The sequence below is a fragment of the Bacillus sp. LJBS06 genome, from assembly GCF_016924995.1.
Taxonomy (GTDB): Bacteria; Bacillota; Bacilli; order Bacillales; family Bacillaceae; genus Bacillus; species Bacillus stercoris.
In genome coordinates this window covers 2,083,745-2,104,639 of sequence record NZ_CP070483.1, presented here as the reverse complement: position 1 = coordinate 2,104,639, position 20,895 = coordinate 2,083,745, and the positions used below count along the sequence as shown (strand labels likewise).

The following is a 20,895-nucleotide window of genomic DNA, read 5'->3' as shown; positions in this document are numbered from 1 at the left end:
GTCAATGTTATGATATACGGGCTTGGCATGCTCCAGGTTTCATTAAATTTGAAAGAAAACAGCCAAAACGAATACTGGCTGTTTTTTCAAACCTTTTCAATCTGTACACGGCCTGAAAAAAAGGTGGCGCCGCCTCCCATATCGGACAGCCGGTCTGGGGTTAGCGCGTTTACAAGCTGTTTTTTTCCTTGCTCATCTGCCCATAATCCTTGGCTGACAACGACACCTGGCAGCACTTGTTCTCCGACTGATGCGGTCAGCTCACATTCTCCCCGGCTGTTCCAAACTCGTACAGGAGCCCCATCAACGATTCCATGTTCTTCAGCATCTTTTGTGTTGATAAAGAGCTTTGGCGTCTTTTCGAGCTTGATGTGTTTTTCATTGTTTGAAAACGTTGAGTTTAAGAAATTATGGTTTGGCGCCGGAACATACATAAAAGGATGTTCATTATCGGTTACAAGAGGCGTAAATGTCGGTAAAGCCGGGAAGCCAGCTTGTTTCATTTGTTCTGAATATAATTCTATTTTTCCGCTTGGCGTTGGAAGTTTGCCAGGAAACAGCGGTTTATCGCGTTTCGCTTTCATAAATGAATGCTTAGTAAGTGAATCGTAATTAATCTCTGCCAAATGCGGATTATCTGGATGGTCAAGCGCTTGGCGGATTAATTCTTCATCTGAATCCTTGAGTTCCTGGTCTGTGAATCCCATTGCTTCAGCCAGTAATCGGAACACCTCAGTATTAGACTTGCTTTCTCCATAGTTCTCAATCACCGGCTGCTGAAGCTGAATGTAATGGTGCCAGTAGGAGGTATAAAAATCAGTGTTCTCAAAAGCGGATGTTGCAGGCAGTACAATGTCCGCATAGGCAGCCGTTTCCGTTAAAAACAAATCATGAACCACAGTAAACAAGTCTTCCCGCAGCAAGCCCTGTCTGACTTTGTTTGCTTCCGGCGCGACGACGGCAGGGTTCGTTCCGTAAATAAAAAGAGAGCGGATAGGCGGATCTGTTTCCAAAAGCACCTTGCCAAGCTGATTCATATTAAACGACCTCGGTGTGCGTCCTTTCAATAAGTCGGGCCGCTGCAAGGCATTTGTGTTATATTCTAAAATTCCGCTGTTATGCTTAATTGCGCCGCCCCCTTTATGCAGCCATTGGCCGGTGATCGCCGGAAGACAGGCAATCGTCCTTACAATCATCCCGCCGTTATCGTGATGCTGGATTCCATTTCCAATTCTGATAAAAGAAGGGGAGATTTTACCGTACATTCTTGCCAGCTGATAAATATCTTCAGTGCTGATCCCGGTGATCATTGATACCTTTTCCGGATTATACTGTTTCACGTGTTCACGGAGCTTGTCGTAGCCGACCGTGTATTCAGACAGGAATGCTTCATCGTGAAGGTTTTCTTTAAATAGAATGTGCATAATGCCGAGAGCAAGTGCGCTGTCAGTTCCCGGCTTTATTGGAATAAACCAATCTGCAAGACGCCCTGTCTGATTTTTATGTACATCGATCACGACAATTTTGGCACCTTTTTTTCGCGCTTTTTGGGCGATTGTAATTTGGTGCATGTTTGTGCTGACAGCGTTAATTCCCCAAAAAATAAATAGTTTTGTATGAATGGTTTCCTCAGGATCGATTCCCGCGCTTATGCCCATTGTATATTTATAGCCTTCAGATCCCGCTTTGCTGCAAATCGTCCGTTCAAGCTGGCTTGATCCCATGCGGTAAAAAAAGCGGCGGTCCATTCCTTCAGCTGTCAATTTCCCCATATTTCCGTAAAAGCTGTAAGGAAGTATGCTTTCAGCTCCCTCTTCATCAATCAGCTGCTTCCAGCGGGAGGTGATCGTATCAATCGCCTCTTCCCAGGAAATCGGTTCAAATATCGCTTGGCCTTTCGCGCCTTTCCGTTTAAGCGGTGTAGTCAGCCGCTTTTCATCATAGATGCGCTCCGTCATGTTTCGAACTTTGTTGCATATGTTTCCAGCTGTGACAGGATGATCAGGATCTCCCTGCACTTTCACAATTTTTCCGTCTTTTTTATATACTAATAATCCGCACTGATCCGGGCAGTCCAGCGAGCAAACGGATTTAAAAATGCCGTTTTGTTGTGTGGCAAAAGATTTCATGGCCCAGTTCCTCTCTAGTTAGATATTTTGTAAGAATTATAACATTTCGGATGATAACGTCAATTCTGAAAAAAAGAGATTGACATCAATCTGAGACTTCTTTATGATAAACGTATTCTTTATTCTGAAAATTACATACTCAACATTTTCTATCCAGAGAGGTGGAGGGACTGGCCCTATGAAACCTCGGCAACATTATTGTGCCAATTCCAGCAAGCGTTAGCTTGAAAGATAGGAAAGCAAGGTTTATACCGGCGTCTGCCTGTAACAGAGCGCGCCCATATATGAATCTCTTTCCATCTTCGGAAAGAGATTTTTTTATGAAAAAATACGATGAAAAGGATGTTTTGCACCATGACGGTTTTGGTTACAGCACCGTACAACGAAGAAGGACGAAAAGAGCTAAAAAACTTGTTTGGCTCAGTTATTTATCAATCTTGGAAAGAACAAGGCCGGGCATATCGGGAGGATGAACTCATTCAGCTGCTCAAAGCAACAAATGCGACAGGTTTGATTACTGAGCTTGATCAGGTAACAGACAGCGTATTTGCTTCTGTTCCCGAACTTTCATTTGTCGGTGTTTGCAGGGGAATGCCCTCCAATGTGGATGTGGCAGCTGCTTCAAAAAGGGGCATACCTGTTTTTTATACACCAGGGCGGAATGCACAAGCCGTTGCCGAAATGTTTATTGGAAATGTGATTTCCTTTCTCCGTCATACCAGCGCCTCGAATCAGTGGCTGAAGGATGGGAAGTGGGACAGTGATTACCTGCAGGCTTATGTCAAATTTAAAGGAAATGAGCTAACAGGAAAAACGGTTGGCATGATTGGGTTCGGCGCGATTGGTCAAAGGATTGCAAAACTGCTGACTGCGTTTGACTGTAAGATAAAGTATTACGATCCATACATTCAAGACGATTATCCGCTGTATGAAAAAGTATCTCTTAAAACGGTATTTTCAGACAGTGATATCGTTTCTGTCCATCTGCCTCGCACTGAGGAAACACTTGGACTGATAGATCGGCAATATTTTGATCTGATGAAAGAGAGTGCGATATTCGTCAATACTTCAAGAGCAGTTGTTGTAAACCGTGAAGATCTTTTATCTCTATTAAAAGAACATAAAATCAGAGGTGCGGTACTAGACGTTTTTTATCATGAACCTCCAGAGAAATCAGATTATGAATTGATCTCATTGCCTAATGTTCTGGCAACACCGCATCTCGCTGGGGCAACCTTTGAAGTAGAGGATCATCACGTGTCGATCATGAATGATGCCCTCAAAAAGTGGAAGGTTGAAAAAATTCCCAATATTCAGACATTGTATAACAAAGACAAACTGAGAACAGAGGTAAAGAAAAGAGGTTAACAGAATGAAAAAACAAAAAGGCTATCTCGTTTTCGATATCGGCACAGGCAATGCGAGGGTAGCGGTCGTGAGTGTCTCAGGCATTGTTCAAACGGTTGAACGGGAGGACATCGAGTATTCCACTGAGACGCTTTACCCGGACAGCCGTTATTTTTCTCCTCAGATACTGTGGAAGCAAGTAATGAGGTTGGCAAAACGTGCGCTATCCCGTTCGCGTGATATTGACATCATTGGGTTGACATCGACGAGTCAAAGACAGGGGATTGTTCTGATCGATCAAAACGGTGACTCTTTTCTCGGGCTGCCGAACATAGATAACCGTGGCCGAGAGTGGGAGGAGAGCATTCCCGATCGGGAAGAGATATACAGCCGTACAGGCCGTCTGCCGACTGCGCTTTTTTCTGCGCTCAAGCTTTATGGTTTGAAGCAGCGCCAGCCTTCTTTATGGGAAAAGACTGCCAGCTTTACTAGCATCAGTGATTGGGTGACATACCAACTGAGCGGAATTCTAACATATGAACCATCGCAGGCAACAGAAACGCTGCTGTTTGATGTGAAGCACAATACTTGGTCAGAAGAGATGTGCGACATATTCGGCTTTTCTCCATCTCTCCTTCCGCCTCTTGTAAGAGCGGGAACAGCAATTGGAACAATAGCAAATGAATATGCAGCCGAATTAGGTGTTTCAATAAATGCTAAGGTAATAACTGGGGGCGGGGATACACAGCTAGCTGTGAAAAGCACAGGAGCTGGACTTGAGGACATTGTCATCGTATCAGGGACAACAACGCCAATAACCAAAATTACTGCGGATCATGGCGACACAAAACATAAAGCCTGGCTGAACTGCCATACAGATCAAGGGCATTGGCTAGTAGAAACGAATCCGGGAATTACCGGTCTGAATTATCAAAAATTAAAACAGATTTTCTATCCGAATGAATCGTACGACGTAATGGAGGAGGAAATTTCTGCACTAGCAAAAGAAGACAATGCGTGTGTAGCGGCTCTCGGCTCTTATTTATCAGCTGAAAAGAATGCATTAACGAGAGGCGGTTTTCTTTTTGACACTCCGCTTTCAGCAGATTTAAAGAGGGCACATTTTGCACGTGCGGCGCTAGAAGAGATCGCATTTTCAATCAAATGGAACTTTGACATTTTAACAGAGGTTACTCCGTTTAAACGTGACTATGTTTGGGTGTGCGGAGGGGGACTCCAAAGCAAAGCGCTCACTCAATATATCGCTGACCTTCTTCAGAAAAAAATCTATGTCAAAGAGGGATATCATCAGGCATCTGTCGTTGGTGCTGCAGTCATTTGCAATGAAAGCTTTCAATTAACGGAGGATATGTCAGCAAATGTCCGGGTGATCGAACCGAAGAGCTGTCAGACAGAATTGGCTTTATATGAGGAATGGAAGCAAACTCAGCGCTTTTTTTCAGGGTCAGAAAGCAAAGTGTTGATATAAGGCGGCATATCCGGATGTTTTGAGGAATTGTCTAATTTTTAGCTTTAATAAGGTAATACGGTAATGTATATAAGCATCTAAGGAGGAAACAGATATGTTGGATAAAATTGGTATACCAAAGCGGCTTGCGTGGGGATTTTTAGGAGTTGTTTTGTTTATGATGGGAGACGGACTTGAACAAGGCTGGCTCAGCCCGTTTCTGACCGAAAACGGACTGACTGTTCAGCAATCTGCTTCCATTTTTAGCATTTACGGGATTGCGCTTGCCATAGCTTCCTGGTTTTCAGGTGTATGTCTCGAAGCATTTGGCGCAAAACGGACGATGTTTATGGGGCTGTTGTTTTATGTAATCGGTACAGCCGCCTTTATCGTGTTTGGGTTTGAACAGCTAAACCTCCCTGTGATGTATGTGACTTACTTCGTAAAAGGGTTAGGCTACCCGCTATTTGCTTATTCTTTCTTGACATGGGTCATTTACAGAACACCGCAAAATAGACTGAGCACTGCTGTCGGCTGGTTTTGGATTGCCTATTGCCTCGGCATGTTTGTATTCGGTGCTTGGTACTCAAGCTACGCGATCAAAGCGTTCGGTTATTTGAATACGCTTTGGAGCTCTATATTCTGGGTATGTCTCGGTGCATTCTTCGCATTGTTTATCAATAAAGACCGTTTTGAAAAGAAGAAAAGAAAACGATCAGAAACAGCCGAGGAGCTTTTAAAAGGGGTTACGATTCTATTTACAAACCCGCGCGTGCTTACAGGCGGAATCATCAGAATCATCAACAGCATTGGTACATATGGATTCCCAGTCTTTTTGCCGATGCACATGGCTCAGCACGGAATTTCAACCAATGTGTGGCTGCAAATTTGGGGAACCATTTTTCTGGGGAACATTGTGTTTAACCTTATCTTTGGAATTGTCGGCGATAAATTCGGCTGGAAAAATACTGTTATGTGGTTCGGCGGAGTCGGCTGCGGTATTTTCACCGTCTTATTATACTACGCACCGGTTTTCTCCGGCGGAAGTGTAGCGGTTGTCAGTGTGATCGGCTTTATTTGGGGCGGTTTGCTGGCAGGCTATGTGCCGATCGGTGCAATTGTGCCGACGGTGGCCGGAAAAGACAAAGGGGCAGCCATGTCTGTATTGAATTTGGCTGCAGGTTTATCAGCGTTTGTCGGTCCCGCGCTTGCTTGGTTGTTCATCGGCCTTGTCGGTGCGCAAGGCGTCGTCTGGATCTTTGCGGTTCTTTACCTAGCGAGTGCAGTCATGACGAAATGCATTCATATACCTGAAGAAAAAGCGGTAAAGGAGGAAACATCTCCTCAATATGCATCTTAATCAAAAAGCGTCCCTGCAACAGGGCGCTTTTTGTCTTTTTACATTTTCTTTTATTCCGTCATAAAGTAACTTCCCAGTTTTTTTACCAATATCCCCGTTCATTTCACCATCATTAGCAATTCCGGGTTTCCATTCATATTGTACCATTAACATCATATTTACCTGTATTAAGAAAGGAATTGCGTATATATGGTTTCTTTAGATAAAAACAGTATTTTTAATAGCAAAACTGCAATATTTCTTGCAGCAATGAGCTATCAGACATATCCATTCTTTTTAGAAGGGAAACTTACCTTACCAAAAGACTTTAAACTTCGATATACCATTCGTGCTTTTGCTGACGTAGAGAATCCTATGGAAGAGGTATTCGGTTTTATTGCCGAATCACAAGATCAAATCGTTATAGCGTTTAGAGGATACGCAGCATATCCCAAGGATCTTTTAGCATCCTATGACATATTTCAAGTTCCCTATCCCTATGTTAAAAATGGCGGGAAAACGTCTCGTGGATTCACATGTCTTTATCAATCAACAAGAAACAATTTAATCAGACAAATAAATAAACTTTCTACGTCAAAAAAGCTGTTTGTTACCGGGCACAACTACGGAGGAGCTTTGGCAACGTTAGCTGCTTTAGATATTGCTGCGAACACTGGGTTTAATCATCCTTTCTTGTATACGTATGGCAGTCCGCGTATCGGTGACCCTGTCTTTGCTTCCCAATTTAACAAAGTGGTGATAAATAGTATACGAATTGTAAATATTCATGACTCTTTTCCAACTTTCCCAGCAAAAAAGTATCCACCACCTTTTACGGAGGAAGGATTATACTATCACCATGTAAAAACAAAGTATCCAATCTCTTTTCAATTGAATAATACGCCGCGCAATGATGCGATTGCTTGTTATTTTAAATACCTTAGTAAAATGAATCCTGATTTCTCCGAAATATTATGCGATAAAAATCCAGGGTTTTGTCCCGATCCTGACATGTGTACTCCGTTTCGAGGAACATGCTAGGAATAAAAGAAAGGAGCAGCTCGGATGAATCACTCAAGCTTATATTATATGTTTAACCGTGAGGATTCGATATTGCTATCGGCCATGATCTATCAGTCATATCAACTCTTTGAAAAGGAACCGCTTGTCTTGCCAAAAGGATATAGCCTTCGATATACCATACGAGCTCTTGCTGGTGTTGAGGATCCGGAATCTGAAGTATTTGGTTTTATTGCCGAGTCACAAGATCAGATCATTGTAATTTTTAGAGGAACCCGAACATTTAAGGACAATGAGTCGGATCAAGACTTATATCAAGTACCATATCCGTTTGTCAGAAATGCAGGAAAAACCCATCGTGGATTTACATGTCTTTATCAATCGACAAGAAATGAGCTGATCGGGGAATTAACCAAGCTTTATGCAGCAAAAAGAATATTAGTCGCAGGCCATAGTTTAGGAGGAGCTTTAGCCGTGTTAGCCGCTTTTGATATTGCGGTGAATACCCGATTTAAAAATCCTTTTGTGTATACTTATGGCAGCCCTCGAGTCGCTGACCCTGTCTTTGCGTCCCGGTTCAACCAAACGGTAAAGAATAGTATTCGTATTTTCAATATCCATGACATTATTCCCACCTTGCCGGATCAAGCATATCCGCCTCCATTTACAAAGCAAGGATTATTCTATCAGCATGTAGACAAGAAGGTAACGCTCTCTTTTCAGCTGAACAGTTTACCTGTTCGCAATCATGAGATTGTCTGTTATTTTAAAAACCTCAGCCAACAAAATCCTGCCTTTGCCAAATCATTATGTGATGAAAACCCGGGATTCTGTCCCGATACGGAATTATGCGTGCCATTTATGGGGGGATGCGGTGATAAGGCATCCGCAAATCATTCAAGCTCACAAGAATGGAACTTTGTTTCGGCTCCTGCCCTGCATCCCATGAAGGTTTCTATAAATGTCAACAAGCCAGGGGCAGCACCCGGCTTAATATTCGTTGCACCCTATACTGTGTTCGGCGCGACTATGATTGGGCAAACAGGTGCACTGATCATAGATCAAGCTGGTAACCCAGTATGGTTTAGACCTCTTGATAGTAGATTTACACAAAATACGGACTTTAGGGTACAATCCTACAAAGGGGAACCCGTTCTTACCATGTGGCAAGGAACAATATCTGGAACTCAGTCTGAAGATCCTAATCTCCCGGCGGGGGATCCGGAACCTGGAGCTTTTTTTCAAATCATCAATCAGAATTATAAAGTGATTAAGAAACTCACCGCCAAAAAAGGATTTACCTCTGATGTTCACGAGTTTACGATTACAAAGCAAGATACGGCTTTGTTTACTGCTGTGAAACAAGTGCCAGCGGATCTCACAATGTATGGAGGTCCGGCAGATGGGTACTTTGACAATTATTCCATTCAAGAAGTAGATCTTGATACAGGAGAGCTTCTTTTCTTCTGGGATGTGCTTGCTCATGTTAATCCGGATGACTCGATGTTACCTGCGTCATCCGCCACAAGCGCTAACAATATTTGGGACTGTTTTCACGTGAATTCAGTTGAGGAAGGGCCGAACAATACTCTTCTAATAAGCATGCGTAACATGTGGGCGATTTATTTGGTTGATAAAACAACAGGAAAGATTGTCTGGCAGCTTGGTGGCAAAAAAAGCGATTTTACTTTTGAGCCAAATGCAACATTTTCTTGGCAACATGATGCACGTTTTAGGTCTAGAACACGGATAAGTCTATTTGATGATGCTTGTTGTGCTTCTTCAAGCTCTCCGCCTGAGGGAGAGGCTCGTGGTTTAATCCTTCAACTTGATTTCCATAACATGACTGCAAAAGCAGATCGAACTTATTATCATGATCCAGCGCTGTATGTTCCAAGTCAAGGAAATGTTCAGAAACTATCAAATCGAAATCAATTCGTTGGATGGGGACAGGAACCGTATCTTTCTGAATATAGGAGTGCTGGTAATAATAAAAAAGATCCTTCGTTGAATTTGTTATATGATATGCAGTTTCCTGGTCAAAATCTTTCTTATAGGGCGTTTAAGGATAAATGGGTAGGCTTGCCGTTTTATCCACCCAGTATTGCTGTAAATCCATTATGTGAAGATGCAGCCATTGTTTATGCATCATGGAACGGTTCAACTGAAACTGTAGCCTGGAAAGTGTTAGCTGGTCCAGCACCTAACAAATTGTCTGAGGTGGGAACGGATGCTCCCCGAACCGGATTTGAAACAGATATACTTGTTCATTCGATTGGGCCATATTTTCAGGTGAAAGCATTGAATTCTTCTGGCCAAACCATTGGTACATCACAGATCATTCATGCGGGGCAAGAAAAAGAATAAGCCTCTTCACTATATTTTGTGATGTGTTCTATCAGGCCATTTAGCATTTACTGTCCTATACTGGAGTCAGTGCAGAGGCTGGCTGCCCCTTCTATTTTGGGCAGTCACCAAGAAGAGGAAGGGAGTGTGCATACAGATTGAGAGAATGTCGTCCGTTCATTTGCTTGATGTTAAAATAGAATATACATTTGTATCATAGGGAATTCCATTTTGATACATGTACTGTCTTAAAACACCTTCTTTTTGAAATCCCATTTTTATAAGCAGACGATTTGATGCTTCATTTTGGGTAAATACAACTGCGCCAATACGCGTCAGGCCAAGGGAAGTAAACCCGTAGGAGACAGCCTCTGAAATGGCTTCTGATGCAAAGCCGTTTCGCCAATGCGCCGGGGTGATTTCATAGCCGATCTCTGCACGCATATGTTTTTGGGCCAGAGCGTGAAAGCCGATTGTTCCGATCAATTCTTTCGTGTCCTGTCTTTCTATTCCCCACCTTATACCGCGTTTTTCTTGATAGAGGGCGGCAAAGGTTTGAATCATTGAAATGGCCTGTTCTATAGATTCCATGTTTTCAAGTCCGTAATAGCGTGTCACTTCATGGTTTGAGAAACAAGCAAAAATGGCTTCCGCGTCCTGATCTGTCATTTGCCTAAGTGTAAGCCGCTCCGTTTCTAATACAGGAAACATTCAACCACTCCCCACGTTTGTTTCTGTTTATCATATCCCTTTTATTTCCTCTTTTCTATAAAAAATTCAAAACTGAGGAAGCAAAAGAATGAATTTGTCTTTCTAGTTGCTCTTTGTTTTTGGCGAATTGTTTTAAACGATGACCGTTTGCGCCTGATGGGTGGGGAAAGCCGCTAAGGCAAATCAAATTCTGGAGTCTGTGTTGTCTGATCAATGTTTCACATACTGTTTCGGCGGCTTTTCCTAACGGAATCAGAAGAGCTGGTCCCGCCACATGATTGAGCTCCGCAGGGAAGTGATCAAAAGCATAAGTGCTTAGGATAGGAGAGCGAGTGATGGCCGGTTTGTATCCGGTATAGTTTTTTTGCTGGATAAAGACAGGATATTTAATAACGGAAGTTGTATGGAGCAAATGCCGTAAGTCACCAAAAAGCTGCGCGGCGCTTTGAATGCCGAAAGCCTGTGGCAGCCCGCATAAATCCAGCATGGTAATAAGGTTATGCCTCATCGATCCGGAGAAACCCGCTGCTATTTTTGTGTCTACTGCCATTTGCTCAAGAGTCCCGCCTTGCAAAAGGCTTTCGGCGGCTGTTTCGTACGCTGTCTTCATCTGGAAAAAACCCGGCGTGATCCCGGCAATCACAAGTGAGGCTTCCCGATTGATAAATTCATTATGAGGTGAATAGTAGATGCCAAGTTCGTTTTCTTGATGGAGACGAAATGGATCAGTAAGTAAATCGGACTTTGTAAGTGAAGAGGGAAGAAAATGTAGTTTTTCTGCGAACTCCTTTAAGCAGCTGCGGTTTATAATCATATGTAAGCCTCCTCGAAAAATGAGATCTCATTGTCCATTTTGATCGTAACAACGAGATCTCATTCATCTTTATCTGCTATTAAAATGTCCTGCCTGCCACACCTCTTTGACTGCTTGGGGAACTTCTTTCACTTCAGCTGCTGTCTGCTGAAACGCGTATTTTTTCATTTGGACATCATGCTGAATCTTCTTTTGTTTTTGCGTCAGCAGCTCTGCTTCTGTTTTTAATCCCTCGACTTGTTTTTGCATAGCCTGCGTAACAGAAGTGAGCTCCTTTAGCGCGGGGTCTATTTTTTTCTTGTTTTGGATCACATTAAACCCTAAAAATATGATAGAAATAGCCAATACTGCCAGACTGATATAAACAATAACCATATGTTCACTCCTTTTTTCTTTTGTCATTACCCTGTTTCCGCTTTTTTAATCCAAAGAAATGATGATTGCACAGTTCGTTTGATTTGCGTATTGGATATATTCTACTTATAATGTGATATCGTACATAGGTAAACAAAGAAAGGGTGCTTCAATTGCAAAGTTTACAAAATAAAACCGCTTTAATCACAGGCGGAGGCAGAGGGATCGGCCGCGCTACAGCTCTTGCTCTTGCGAAAGAAGGCGTAAATATTGGGTTAATCGGCCGGACTGCCGCTAATGTTGAAAAAGTGGCAGAAGAAGTCAAAGCGCTTGGTGTAAAAACTGCATTTGCTGCTGCAGATGTAAAAGATGCCGAGCAGGTTAACCAAGCCGTAGCTCAAGTGAAGGAACAGCTTGGTGATATCGATATTCTCATTAACAACGCCGGAATCAGCAAATTTGGCGGTTTTTTAGATCTATCAGCCGATGAATGGGAAAATATAATACAAGTCAACCTAATGGGTGTGTATCATGTGACTCGCGCGGTGCTTCCGGAAATGATCGAACGCAAAGCCGGAGACATCATTAATATTTCGTCTACAGCGGGTCAAAGAGGAGCTGCTGTAACAAGTGCTTATAGCGCTTCTAAATTTGCCGTTCTCGGGTTAACAGAGTCTCTTATGCAAGAAGTGAGAAAACATAATATCAGAGTCAGCGCGTTAACGCCGAGCACTGTCGCTAGTGATATGTCTATCGAATTGAACTTGACAGACGGTAATCCTGAAAAAGTGATGCAGCCTGAAGATCTTGCTGAATACATGGTGGCGCAATTGAAATTAGATCCTCGTATTTTCATCAAAACAGCGGGATTATGGTCAACAAATCCGTAAAAATGAGAACCTGTCTTTCGACAGGTTTTTTTATTTGAGTGAAATTCATACCGACATATGCAAATCTGAAAATCGTTTTAAATTGAAGCTGGCAGTGAATGTAGGCTATAATAGAACTAAGAAAACTATGTGCCAAATGTTCAACGACTTATTTATTTTCCGCTTCACCTATAATCAGTAACCATGAGATAACTCGACGATCAGTCTTTAATATAAGGAGGAAAACAATAAAAGAAAATTGAATATTTAGTACATAGTGTTGTCATTGACAGAAGAAGGAGTGCATATCATGAAAGAAGAAAAAAGGAGTTCAACCGGCTTTTTAGTGAAACAGCGTGCATTTTTGAAGCTTTATATGATAACAATGACAGAGCAAGAGAGACTCTATGGATTAAAGCTGCTTGAAGTACTTCGGTCTGAATTTAAAGAGATTGGTTTTAAACCAAATCATACAGAAGTATACCGGTCTTTACATGAGCTTCTTGATGACGGGATACTAAAACAAATTAAAGTAAAAAAAGAAGGGGCTAAGCTTCAGGAAGTCGTCCTCTATCAATTTAAAGATTACGAAGCTGCCAAACTATATAAAAAACAGCTGAAAGTTGAGCTGGACCGCTGTAAAAAACTGATTGAAAAAGCTCTCTCAGATAATTTTTAATAGAAACAAACACCCGGTACACACTGCTGCACCGGGTGTTTTCTGCTTTACATTATACATATTTGTCGAAAAGAAACAATACAAATCAATGATGACCTTCAAACTTGACATCATTTCCTCACGTGGTAACATTTAAAACGTGTGAAAATGCGAACAAAAAAGCGAACAAAGGAGATGTTACCGATCTTTGATCAAAAGAAAGTAGCCTTTATAGGAGCAGGATCTATGGCGGAAGGAATGATATCAGGTATCGTTCGTGCCAACAAAATCCCGAAACAAAACATCTGCGTTACAAACCGCAGCAATACAGAGCGATTAACTGAACTTGAACTTCAATATGGAATCAAAGGCGCCTTGCCGAACCAACTATGTATTGAAGACATGGATGTGCTCATTTTGGCAATGAAGCCAAAAGATGCCGAAAACGCTCTGTCATCACTAAAATCACGTATCCAACCCCATCAATTAATATTGTCGGTCCTTGCCGGCATAACCACCTCTTTTATTGAACAATCATTGCTTAATGAACAGCCGGTTGTCAGAGTGATGCCCAATACTTCCAGTATGATCGGCGCTTCTGCAACTGCTATTGCCCTCGGCAAGTATGTGTCAGAAGACCTGAAGAAACTGGCCGAAGCATTGCTCGGATGCATGGGCGAAGTCTATACAATCCAAGAAAATCAAATGGACATATTCACCGGAATTGCCGGCAGCGGTCCCGCGTACTTTTATTATTTAATGGAATTCATTGAAAAGACAGGTGAGGAAGCGGGTCTTGATAAACAGTTATCTCGAAGCATCGGCGCACAGACGCTATTAGGCGCAGCAAAAATGCTCATGGAGACAGGAGAACATCCCGAGATCTTGAGAGACAATATCACGTCACCGAACGGAACGACAGCGGCGGGGCTGCAAGCCTTGAAAAAGAGCGGCGGCGGAGAAGCGATTTCTCAAGCGATAAAGCATGCGGCTAAGCGTTCAAAGGAAATCAGCGAAGATATTGAAAAAACAGCAGCGCCGCTATCAGGAGTGATAAAGTGACGCCTGATACAAGCATAAAAAGAGTTGTTGTGAAGATTGGAAGCAGTTCATTAACAAGCCTCCATGGAGAAATCAGCATTCGAAAATTAGAAGCGCTGGTCGATCAGGTCGTCAAACTGAAAGACGCCGGATATGAAGTGATTTTGGTTTCCTCAGGCGCAGTGGCGGCTGGATATCGGAAGCTCGGATTTATCCAAAGACCCGAGAAGCTTCCAGAAAAACAAGCATCAGCTTCAATCGGCCAGGGATTGCTGATGGAAGCTTATTCAAAATTGTTTTTGGCACACGGCTATGTCGCATCCCAAATTTTAATTACGAGAAGCGATTTTTCTGATGAATATCGGTATAACAATGTCAGGAATACAATGAATGTGCTGCTTGAGCGCGGCATCATCCCGATCATAAACGAAAACGATACAGTTACAGTCAATCGGCTCAAGTTTGGCGACAATGATACGCTCGCAGCAAAAGTCGCTGGATTGATTGATGCAGATATGCTTGTGATTTTATCAGATATCGACGGGTTATATGACGGCAATCCGCGCACAAATCCAAAAGCGAAAAGGATACAGCGAGTGAGTGAAATAACACCTGACATCGAAGCGTGCGCAGGTGACAGTGGGAGCGGTGTCGGAACCGGCGGCATGCGCTCTAAGCTTGATGCATTTAAAATCGTAATGGCTTCTGGCATTAAAGGTTTTCTTGGTCAGGCAGATGCCGGCGATATTTTATACCATGCTGTTCGTGAAGAGGCGGCAGGCACCTATTTTGAAGCAAAAGGAACGCTTCCGTTGAATCGAAAGGAACAATGGATCGCTTTTAATTCCGGTCCTGAAGGTGAAATGATTTTATCAGATGATTATTCACGAAAAATAACAAATGGGCAATCGAGCTTATACCTGGACGGTGTACAGAAGATTAAAGGAAAATTCAAAAGCGGTTCAGTTGTTCGGCTAATGGATTCACAAGGAACAGAAATCGGGCTTGGAATCGTTAATTATTCTTCTGTACAGCTTCAAGAACCAGAAAAGAAGAAAGAACTGATCAACAAAGCGCTAATTGATCAAGAAGCATTTGTTTGCCATGTGGATTTTACTTTGCCTGTTAATTAATTTGCAGCAAAAAACCCGAGCTTCTATACAGAAGATCGGGTTCATTTTTTTATTGATACTGCTCCAGCTTAGAGAAGAATTGAATGACAAACTCATAAAAATCATTCGCAGAAGGCGCAAGCTCTCTATTTTTCGGTTTAATGATTCCGACAGTCCGTTTCACTTGAGGGAACTCAATTGGAATTTTCACAGTAAAACGAGGTGTTGTTTCAGCAAACGTACTTTCAGGCAGAAGGGTAACGCCCATTCCTGCGGACACTAATCCTTTGATAGCATCCAAATCCTCACCCTCCGTTGAAACGAGAGGAGCAAAGCCGGCTTGTTTGCAGGAATCGATTGCCATTTTTCTGAGTACAAATCCTTCCGGGAACAATACAAATTGATCGTTGCGCAAATCGATTAAATGAACCGTTTTTTGTTGAGCAAGCGGATGATTTAATGGAACAAGCGCGTAAATTTTTTCAGTGAATAAAATTTTTCCCGCTATATCAGAGAAATTCGTCGGCACCGGCCCTAATAAGGCTAGATCAATATCGCGGTTTCTGACAGCTTCGATCAGAAACTTATAGGAGCCTTGGCGCAGCAAAAATTCGACGTGCGGATATTCTTCCTTAAATGCTGAAATGACAGTCGGCAAAAGCTGGCTGGCGAGGCTCGTAGGAAAGCCGATCTTTACCGTTCCGCGGTGCGGGTCAAGATACTCATCAATTTGTTCTTTTGCATAATCAATGGCTTTCATTGCGGTCTTCACATGAATCAAAAATTCTTTCCCAATTGGCGTGAGTTTGATATTTCTCCCTTCACGCTCAAATAAGGTCACATTTAATTCCTCTTCAAGATTGGCAATTTGTCTGCTGATTGCTGATTGGGCCACATGCAAATGATCAGCAGCTTCTGAAACGTGTTCTCTTTCAGCCACCTCCATAAAATAACGCAGTTGGCGCAACTCCATGTTTGTCTCACATCCATCTATCTCAATTTGAGATTCTTTTGATCTAAATTATATATTGTTTATATCGTTTTGAAAACCTACAATGATTATAGAGTTGTTAGATTTTATGACCGGTATTATCGGAAATTGATCGGGGGAGAGGAATTATGACGTACAATCAAATGCCAAAAGCTCAAGGTCTCTACCGTCCTGAATTTGAACATGATGCATGCGGAATCGGCCTATACGCACACTTAAAGGGCAAGCAGACTCATGACATTGTCAAACAAGGACTTAAGATGCTTTGCCAGCTGGACCACAGAGGAGGCCAAGGCAGTGATCCGGATACAGGAGACGGAGCCGGCTTACTGGTTCAAATCCCTGATGCTTTCTTTAGAAAAGAGTGCAAAGACATCAATCTGCCGGAAAAAGAACGTTATGGGGTAGGAATGGTCTTTTTCTCACAGAAAGAAGATGAAAGAAAAAAAATTGAAAAGCAAATCAATGCACTGATCGAACAAGAAGGCCAAGTCGTTCTTGGATGGAGAACTGTACCTGTAAATGTCGGAAAAATCGGAACAGTGGCACAAAAAAGCTGTCCGTTTGTCCGTCAGGTATTTATCGGCGCAAGCTCTGACCTAAAGGACAATTTATCTTTTGAACGAAAGTTGTATGTCATTCGTAAACAGGCTGAAAACTGGGGTGTAACGGAAGGTTTTGATTTTTATTTTGCCAGTCTTTCAAGCCAGACCATTGTTTACAAAGGCCTTTTAACACCTGAACAGGTTGATGCGTTTTATTCTGATCTGCAAGATGAAGCATTCGTTTCAGCTTTTGCGCTTGTTCATTCACGCTTCAGCACCAACACATTCCCTACCTGGGAAAGAGCGCATCCTAACCGCTATTTGGTTCACAACGGTGAAATTAACACCCTTCGCGGAAATATCAATTGGATGAGAGCACGTGAGCAGCAATTTGTATCTGAAAGCTTCGGTGAGGACTTAAATAAGATTTTGCCGATTCTCAATGCTGACGGCAGTGACTCTTCCATTTTAGATAACGCATTTGAGTTTTTTGTGATGGCTGGGCGCAAACCGGCACATACAGCAATGATGCTCATTCCTGAACCTTGGACGGAAAATACGCATATGTCTAAGGAAAAAAGAGCGTTCTACGAGTACCATAGCTCTCTGATGGAGCCTTGGGACGGACCGACAGCCATTTCATTTACTGATGGAAAACAAATCGGCGCAATTCTTGACCGGAATGGTCTCCGTCCGGCCCGTTATTATGTCACAAAAGATGATTATATTATTTTCTCATCTGAAGTAGGCGTTATTGACGTTGAACAGGAGAACGTTTTATATAAAAACCGTCTTGAGCCTGGGAAAATGCTTTTAATTGACCTGGAAAGAGGCCGGATTATCTCCGATGAAGAAGTCAAAACACAAATTGCAACTGAATACCCGTACCAAAAATGGCTAGAAGAAGAGCTTGTCCAAGTGAATCCTGATCCGGAATCAAGAGAGGAAGAACAATTTACTGATCTTCTAACTCGCCAGAAGGCATTCGGATACACATATGAGGATATCCAAAAATATCTCATTCCTGTTATTAAAGAAGGCAAAGACCCCCTTGGTTCAATGGGGAATGACGCGCCGCTTGCTGTACTTTCCGATCGCGCGCAATCACTGTTTAACTACTTTAAGCAGCTGTTTGCACAAGTAACGAACCCGCCAATCGACGCGATTCGTGAGCAGCTTGTCACTTCAACGATGACATGGCTCGGTGCGGAAGGCGATCTTCTTCACCCAAGTGAACGAAACGTTCGCCGGATTAAACTGTATACACCTGTTTTATCCAATGAACAGTTTTACGCATTGAAAACGATTGTTCATCCTGATTTAAAAAGCCAAAAAATCGATGTGCTGTTTTCAGAGGATCTTGAACGCGGATTAAAGGACATGTTCACACAGGCAGAGAAAGCCATCAGTCAAGGCGTAAGCCTGTTAATTTTATCAGACAAAAAGATGAATGAGAGCTTGACACCAATTCCGCCGCTTCTGGCAGTAAGCGCGCTGCATCAGCACTTAATCCGCAAAGGGCTGCGTACGAAAGTCAGCATTATTGTGGAGTCGGGAGAAGCACGTGAAGTACATCACTTTGCAGCATTAATCGGTTATGGCGCAGATGCTATTAACCCTTATCTCGCTTATGCGACCTACAAGCAGGAAATTGATGAAGGCCGTTTGGATATCAGCTATGAAGAAGCGGTCAGCAAATATGGAAAAAGCATTACTGAAGGCGTTGTAAAAGTCATGTCCAAAATGGGGATTTCAACCGTACAAAGCTACAGAGGCGCCCAAATTTTTGAAGCGGTAGGAATCAGCCGTGATGTGATCGACCGCTATTTCACAGGTACTGCATCACAGCTCGGCGGCATCGATATACAAACAATTGCAGAAGAGGCGCAGCGCCGTCACCGGGAAGCTTATCAGGATGACTACAGCAAAACGCTTGAACCGGGAAGTGACTTCCAATGGAGAAATGGCGGAGAGCATCATGCGTTTAACCCGAAAACGATTCATACCTTGCAATGGGCTTGCCGCAGAAATGATTACACTCTGTTTAAACAGTATACAAAAGCGGCAGATGAAGAACGCATCGGATTTTTGCGGAACTTGTTCGCATTTGACGGAAACCGCAAGCCTTTGAAGCTGGAAGAGGTTGAATCCGCTGAATCGATTGTCAAACGCTTTAAAACGGGTGCGATGTCATTTGGGTCCTTGAGTAAGGAAGCACACGAAGCTTTAGCCATCGCAATGAACCGTCTTGGAGGAAAAAGCAACAGCGGTGAAGGCGGAGAAGATCCAAAACGTTTTGTTCCAGATGTGAACGGCGATGATAGAAGAAGTGCGATCAAACAAATTGCATCAGGACGTTTCGGTGTCAAAAGCCATTACCTTGTTAATGCTGATGAGCTGCAGATTAAAATGGCTCAAGGCGCTAAGCCGGGTGAAGGCGGTCAGCTGCCTGGAAACAAAGTATATCCATGGGTTGCCGATGTCCGAGGGTCAACACCAGGTGTCGGTTTAATCTCACCTCCTCCTCACCATGACATTTATTCAATTGAGGATTTAGCCCAGCTGATCCACGATTTGAAAAATGCCAACCGTGACGCAAGAATCAGCGTAAAGCTGGTGTCAAAAGCAGGCGTAGGCACAATTGCTGCAGGTGTGGCCAAAGCGACTGCAGATGTCATTGTGATCAGCGGCTACGATGGAGGTACAGGTGCTTCTCCGAAAACCAGTATTAAACATACAGGGCTGCCATGGGAACTTGGTCTTGCAGAAGCACATCAAACATTAATGCTTAACGGCCTTCGTGACCGTGTTGTATTAGAAACGGATGGAAAGCTCATGACGGGCCGCGACGTTGTGATGGCTGCCTTGCTCGGTGCAGAAGAATTTGGTTTCGCAACGGCTCCGTTAGTTGTACTCGGCTGTGTCATGATGCGTGCCTGCCATTTAGATACATGCCCTGTCGGTGTAGCAACACAAAACCCAGAGCTTCGCAAAAAGTTCATGGGGGATCCCGACCATATTGTGAACTATATGCTGTTCATTGCTGAAGAAGTTCGTGAGTACATGGCCGCGTTAGGCTTCAAGACATTTGATGAAATGATCGGCCGCACTGATGCACTTCATGTAAGTGAACGGGCGAAGGGGCACTGGAAAGCAAGCCAGCTAGATTTGTCTACACTTCTTTATCAGCCTGAAGGCGTACGGACGTTCCAATCACCGCAAAATCATAAAATTGATCAATCGCTAGATATCACAACGATTCTCCCGGCAGTACAAGAAGCCATCGAATCTGGAAAAGAAGCTGATATATCGATTGAAATCAATAATACAAACCGTGTAGCCGGAACGATAACCGGCAGTGAGATCTCTAAGCGCTACGGAGAAGAAGGGCTTCCTGAAGATACGATCAAGCTGCACTTTACTGGATCAGCCGGCCAAAGCTTCGGAGCTTTCGTTCCTAAAGGAATGACACTTTATTTGGACGGAGACTCAAATGATTACGTCGGAAAAGGGCTTTCTGGCGGAAAAATCATCGTCAAGTCACCAGAAGAATTCAACTCTGCTTCGGATGACAATGTCATTATCGGCAACGTTGCTTTTTACGGTGCGACAAGCGGAGAAGCATATATTAACGGACGTGCTGGTGAACGCTTTGCCGTTCGGAACAGCGGTGTGAACGTAGTTGTAGAAGGCATCGGCGACCACGGCTGTGAATACATGACTGGCGGCAGCGTTGTCGTTCTCGGTGATGTAGGCAAAAACTTTGCGGCAGGTATGTCCGGCGGAATCGCTTATGTATTGGCTGAAGATGCCAAAGCCTTTAAACGCAAATGCAACCTTGAGATGATTTTATTTGAATCATTAGAGGATGAGAAAGAAATCCAGCAAATCAAAGCAATGCTTAAAAGACATGCTGCGTATACAAACAGCCAAAAAGCACAAGATCTGCTTGCTCAATGGGAAGACAGCGTGAAAAAATTCGTTAAAGTCATTCCGAAAAACTATAAACAAATGCTTGCGAGCATCGAAGAGCAAAAAGCTGCAGGTTTATCAGAAGAAGAAGCCATCATGTTCGCTTTTGAGGCCAACACGAAGCCAAAGCAGAATACAGCAGCTGGACAAAAACAAGCGGTAGTACAGTAAGGAAGGGG

At 43.1% G+C, this 20,895-nt stretch carries 14 protein-coding genes, 2 pseudogenes and 1 riboswitch; of the genes and pseudogenes, 11 read left to right on the top strand and 5 right to left on the bottom strand.

What is annotated here, in order from left to right; all coding sequences use genetic code 11:
• Positions 1-86 precede the first annotated feature (86 nt).
• Positions 87-2,129 (bottom strand): molybdopterin oxidoreductase family protein, encoded by a 2,043-nt coding sequence (locus JQX68_RS10360; RefSeq protein WP_147771975.1) that lies wholly within the window; start codon positions 2,127-2,129, stop codon positions 87-89.
• A gap of 146 nt (positions 2,130-2,275) precedes the next feature.
• Positions 2,276-2,367: riboswitch (SAM riboswitch) on the top strand.
• A 95-nt stretch (positions 2,368-2,462) separates the two neighbouring features.
• Here JQX68_RS10360 and JQX68_RS10355 point away from each other — a divergent pair.
• The 6 genes and pseudogenes from JQX68_RS10355 (at position 2,463) to JQX68_RS10330 (ending at position 9,670) form a co-directional block, all read left to right on the top strand.
• Positions 2,463-3,497 carry a 2-hydroxyacid dehydrogenase gene (locus tag JQX68_RS10355; RefSeq protein ID WP_147771974.1) on the top strand — a complete coding sequence of 345 codons (1,035 nt, stop codon included), beginning with the start codon at positions 2,463-2,465 and terminating at the stop codon, positions 3,495-3,497.
• Between the two features lie 4 nt (positions 3,498-3,501).
• Complete coding sequence (locus JQX68_RS10350; RefSeq protein ID WP_147771973.1) at positions 3,502-4,965, top strand: FGGY-family carbohydrate kinase; 1,464 nt, start codon at positions 3,502-3,504, stop codon at positions 4,963-4,965.
• Between the two features lie 94 nt (positions 4,966-5,059).
• Entirely contained in the window at positions 5,060-6,304 is a 1,245-nt protein-coding gene (locus JQX68_RS10345) for an MFS transporter (RefSeq protein WP_071580939.1), read from the top strand.
• 189 nt (positions 6,305-6,493) lie between these two features.
• Positions 6,494-7,324: a lipase family protein gene (locus JQX68_RS10340; protein ID WP_147771972.1), complete on the top strand. Its 831-nt coding sequence runs from the start codon at positions 6,494-6,496 to the stop codon at positions 7,322-7,324.
• Between the two features lie 24 nt (positions 7,325-7,348).
• Positions 7,349-8,176: pseudogene (locus JQX68_RS10335) on the top strand (lipase family protein); the annotation flags it as partial.
• The gene (locus JQX68_RS10330) at positions 8,165-9,670 is read left to right on the top strand and encodes an arylsulfotransferase family protein (RefSeq protein ID WP_147772430.1); all 1,506 of its coding nucleotides are present in this window, start codon (positions 8,165-8,167) and stop codon (positions 9,668-9,670) included. The pseudogene JQX68_RS10335 and the gene JQX68_RS10330, both read left to right, overlap by 12 nt.
• Before the next feature lie 156 nt (positions 9,671-9,826).
• Here JQX68_RS10330 and JQX68_RS10325 read toward each other — a convergent pair whose 3' ends face one another.
• The 3 genes and pseudogenes from JQX68_RS10325 to JQX68_RS10315 form a co-directional block, all read right to left on the bottom strand.
• On the bottom strand, positions 9,827-10,360 hold the full coding sequence (locus tag JQX68_RS10325; RefSeq protein WP_147771971.1) for a GNAT family N-acetyltransferase: 534 nt from the start codon (positions 10,358-10,360) through the stop codon (positions 9,827-9,829).
• A 41-nt stretch (positions 10,361-10,401) separates the two neighbouring features.
• A pseudogene (locus JQX68_RS10320) lies at positions 10,402-11,174 on the bottom strand (hypothetical protein).
• Between the two features lie 69 nt (positions 11,175-11,243).
• On the bottom strand, positions 11,244-11,549 hold the full coding sequence (locus tag JQX68_RS10315; protein WP_014664180.1) for a DUF948 domain-containing protein: 306 nt from the start codon (positions 11,547-11,549) through the stop codon (positions 11,244-11,246).
• Positions 11,550-11,701: 152 nt separating this feature from the next.
• Here JQX68_RS10315 and JQX68_RS10310 point away from each other — a divergent pair, with 152 nt between their 5' ends.
• The 4 genes from JQX68_RS10310 (at position 11,702) to proB (ending at position 15,229) form a co-directional block, all read left to right on the top strand.
• Positions 11,702-12,418 carry a 3-ketoacyl-ACP reductase gene (locus tag JQX68_RS10310; RefSeq protein ID WP_040082991.1) on the top strand — a complete coding sequence of 239 codons (717 nt, stop codon included), beginning with the start codon at positions 11,702-11,704 and terminating at the stop codon, positions 12,416-12,418.
• Between the two features lie 289 nt (positions 12,419-12,707).
• Positions 12,708-13,076, top strand: a complete 369-nt coding sequence (rtp, locus tag JQX68_RS10305) for a replication termination protein (protein ID WP_003220337.1) — start codon at positions 12,708-12,710, stop codon at positions 13,074-13,076.
• A 147-nt stretch (positions 13,077-13,223) separates the two neighbouring features.
• On the top strand, positions 13,224-14,117 hold the full coding sequence (gene proC / locus JQX68_RS10300) for a pyrroline-5-carboxylate reductase (RefSeq protein WP_010886524.1): 894 nt from the start codon (positions 13,224-13,226) through the stop codon (positions 14,115-14,117).
• The gene (gene proB / locus JQX68_RS10295) at positions 14,114-15,229 is read left to right on the top strand and encodes a glutamate 5-kinase (RefSeq protein WP_172640265.1); all 1,116 of its coding nucleotides are present in this window, start codon (positions 14,114-14,116) and stop codon (positions 15,227-15,229) included. Before proC ends, proB begins: the two co-directional genes overlap by 4 nt.
• A 49-nt stretch (positions 15,230-15,278) precedes the next feature.
• Here the strand turns inward: proB and gltC are convergent, their stop codons facing one another.
• On the bottom strand, positions 15,279-16,181 hold the full coding sequence (gene gltC / locus JQX68_RS10290) for a glutamate biosynthesis transcriptional regulator GltC (protein ID WP_014664178.1): 903 nt from the start codon (positions 16,179-16,181) through the stop codon (positions 15,279-15,281).
• Between the two features lie 146 nt (positions 16,182-16,327).
• Here gltC and gltB point away from each other — a divergent pair, with 146 nt between their 5' ends.
• Complete coding sequence (gltB, locus tag JQX68_RS10285) at positions 16,328-20,887, top strand: glutamate synthase large subunit (protein WP_205440286.1); 4,560 nt, start codon at positions 16,328-16,330, stop codon at positions 20,885-20,887.
• The last annotated feature ends 8 nt before the right edge of the window (positions 20,888-20,895 follow it).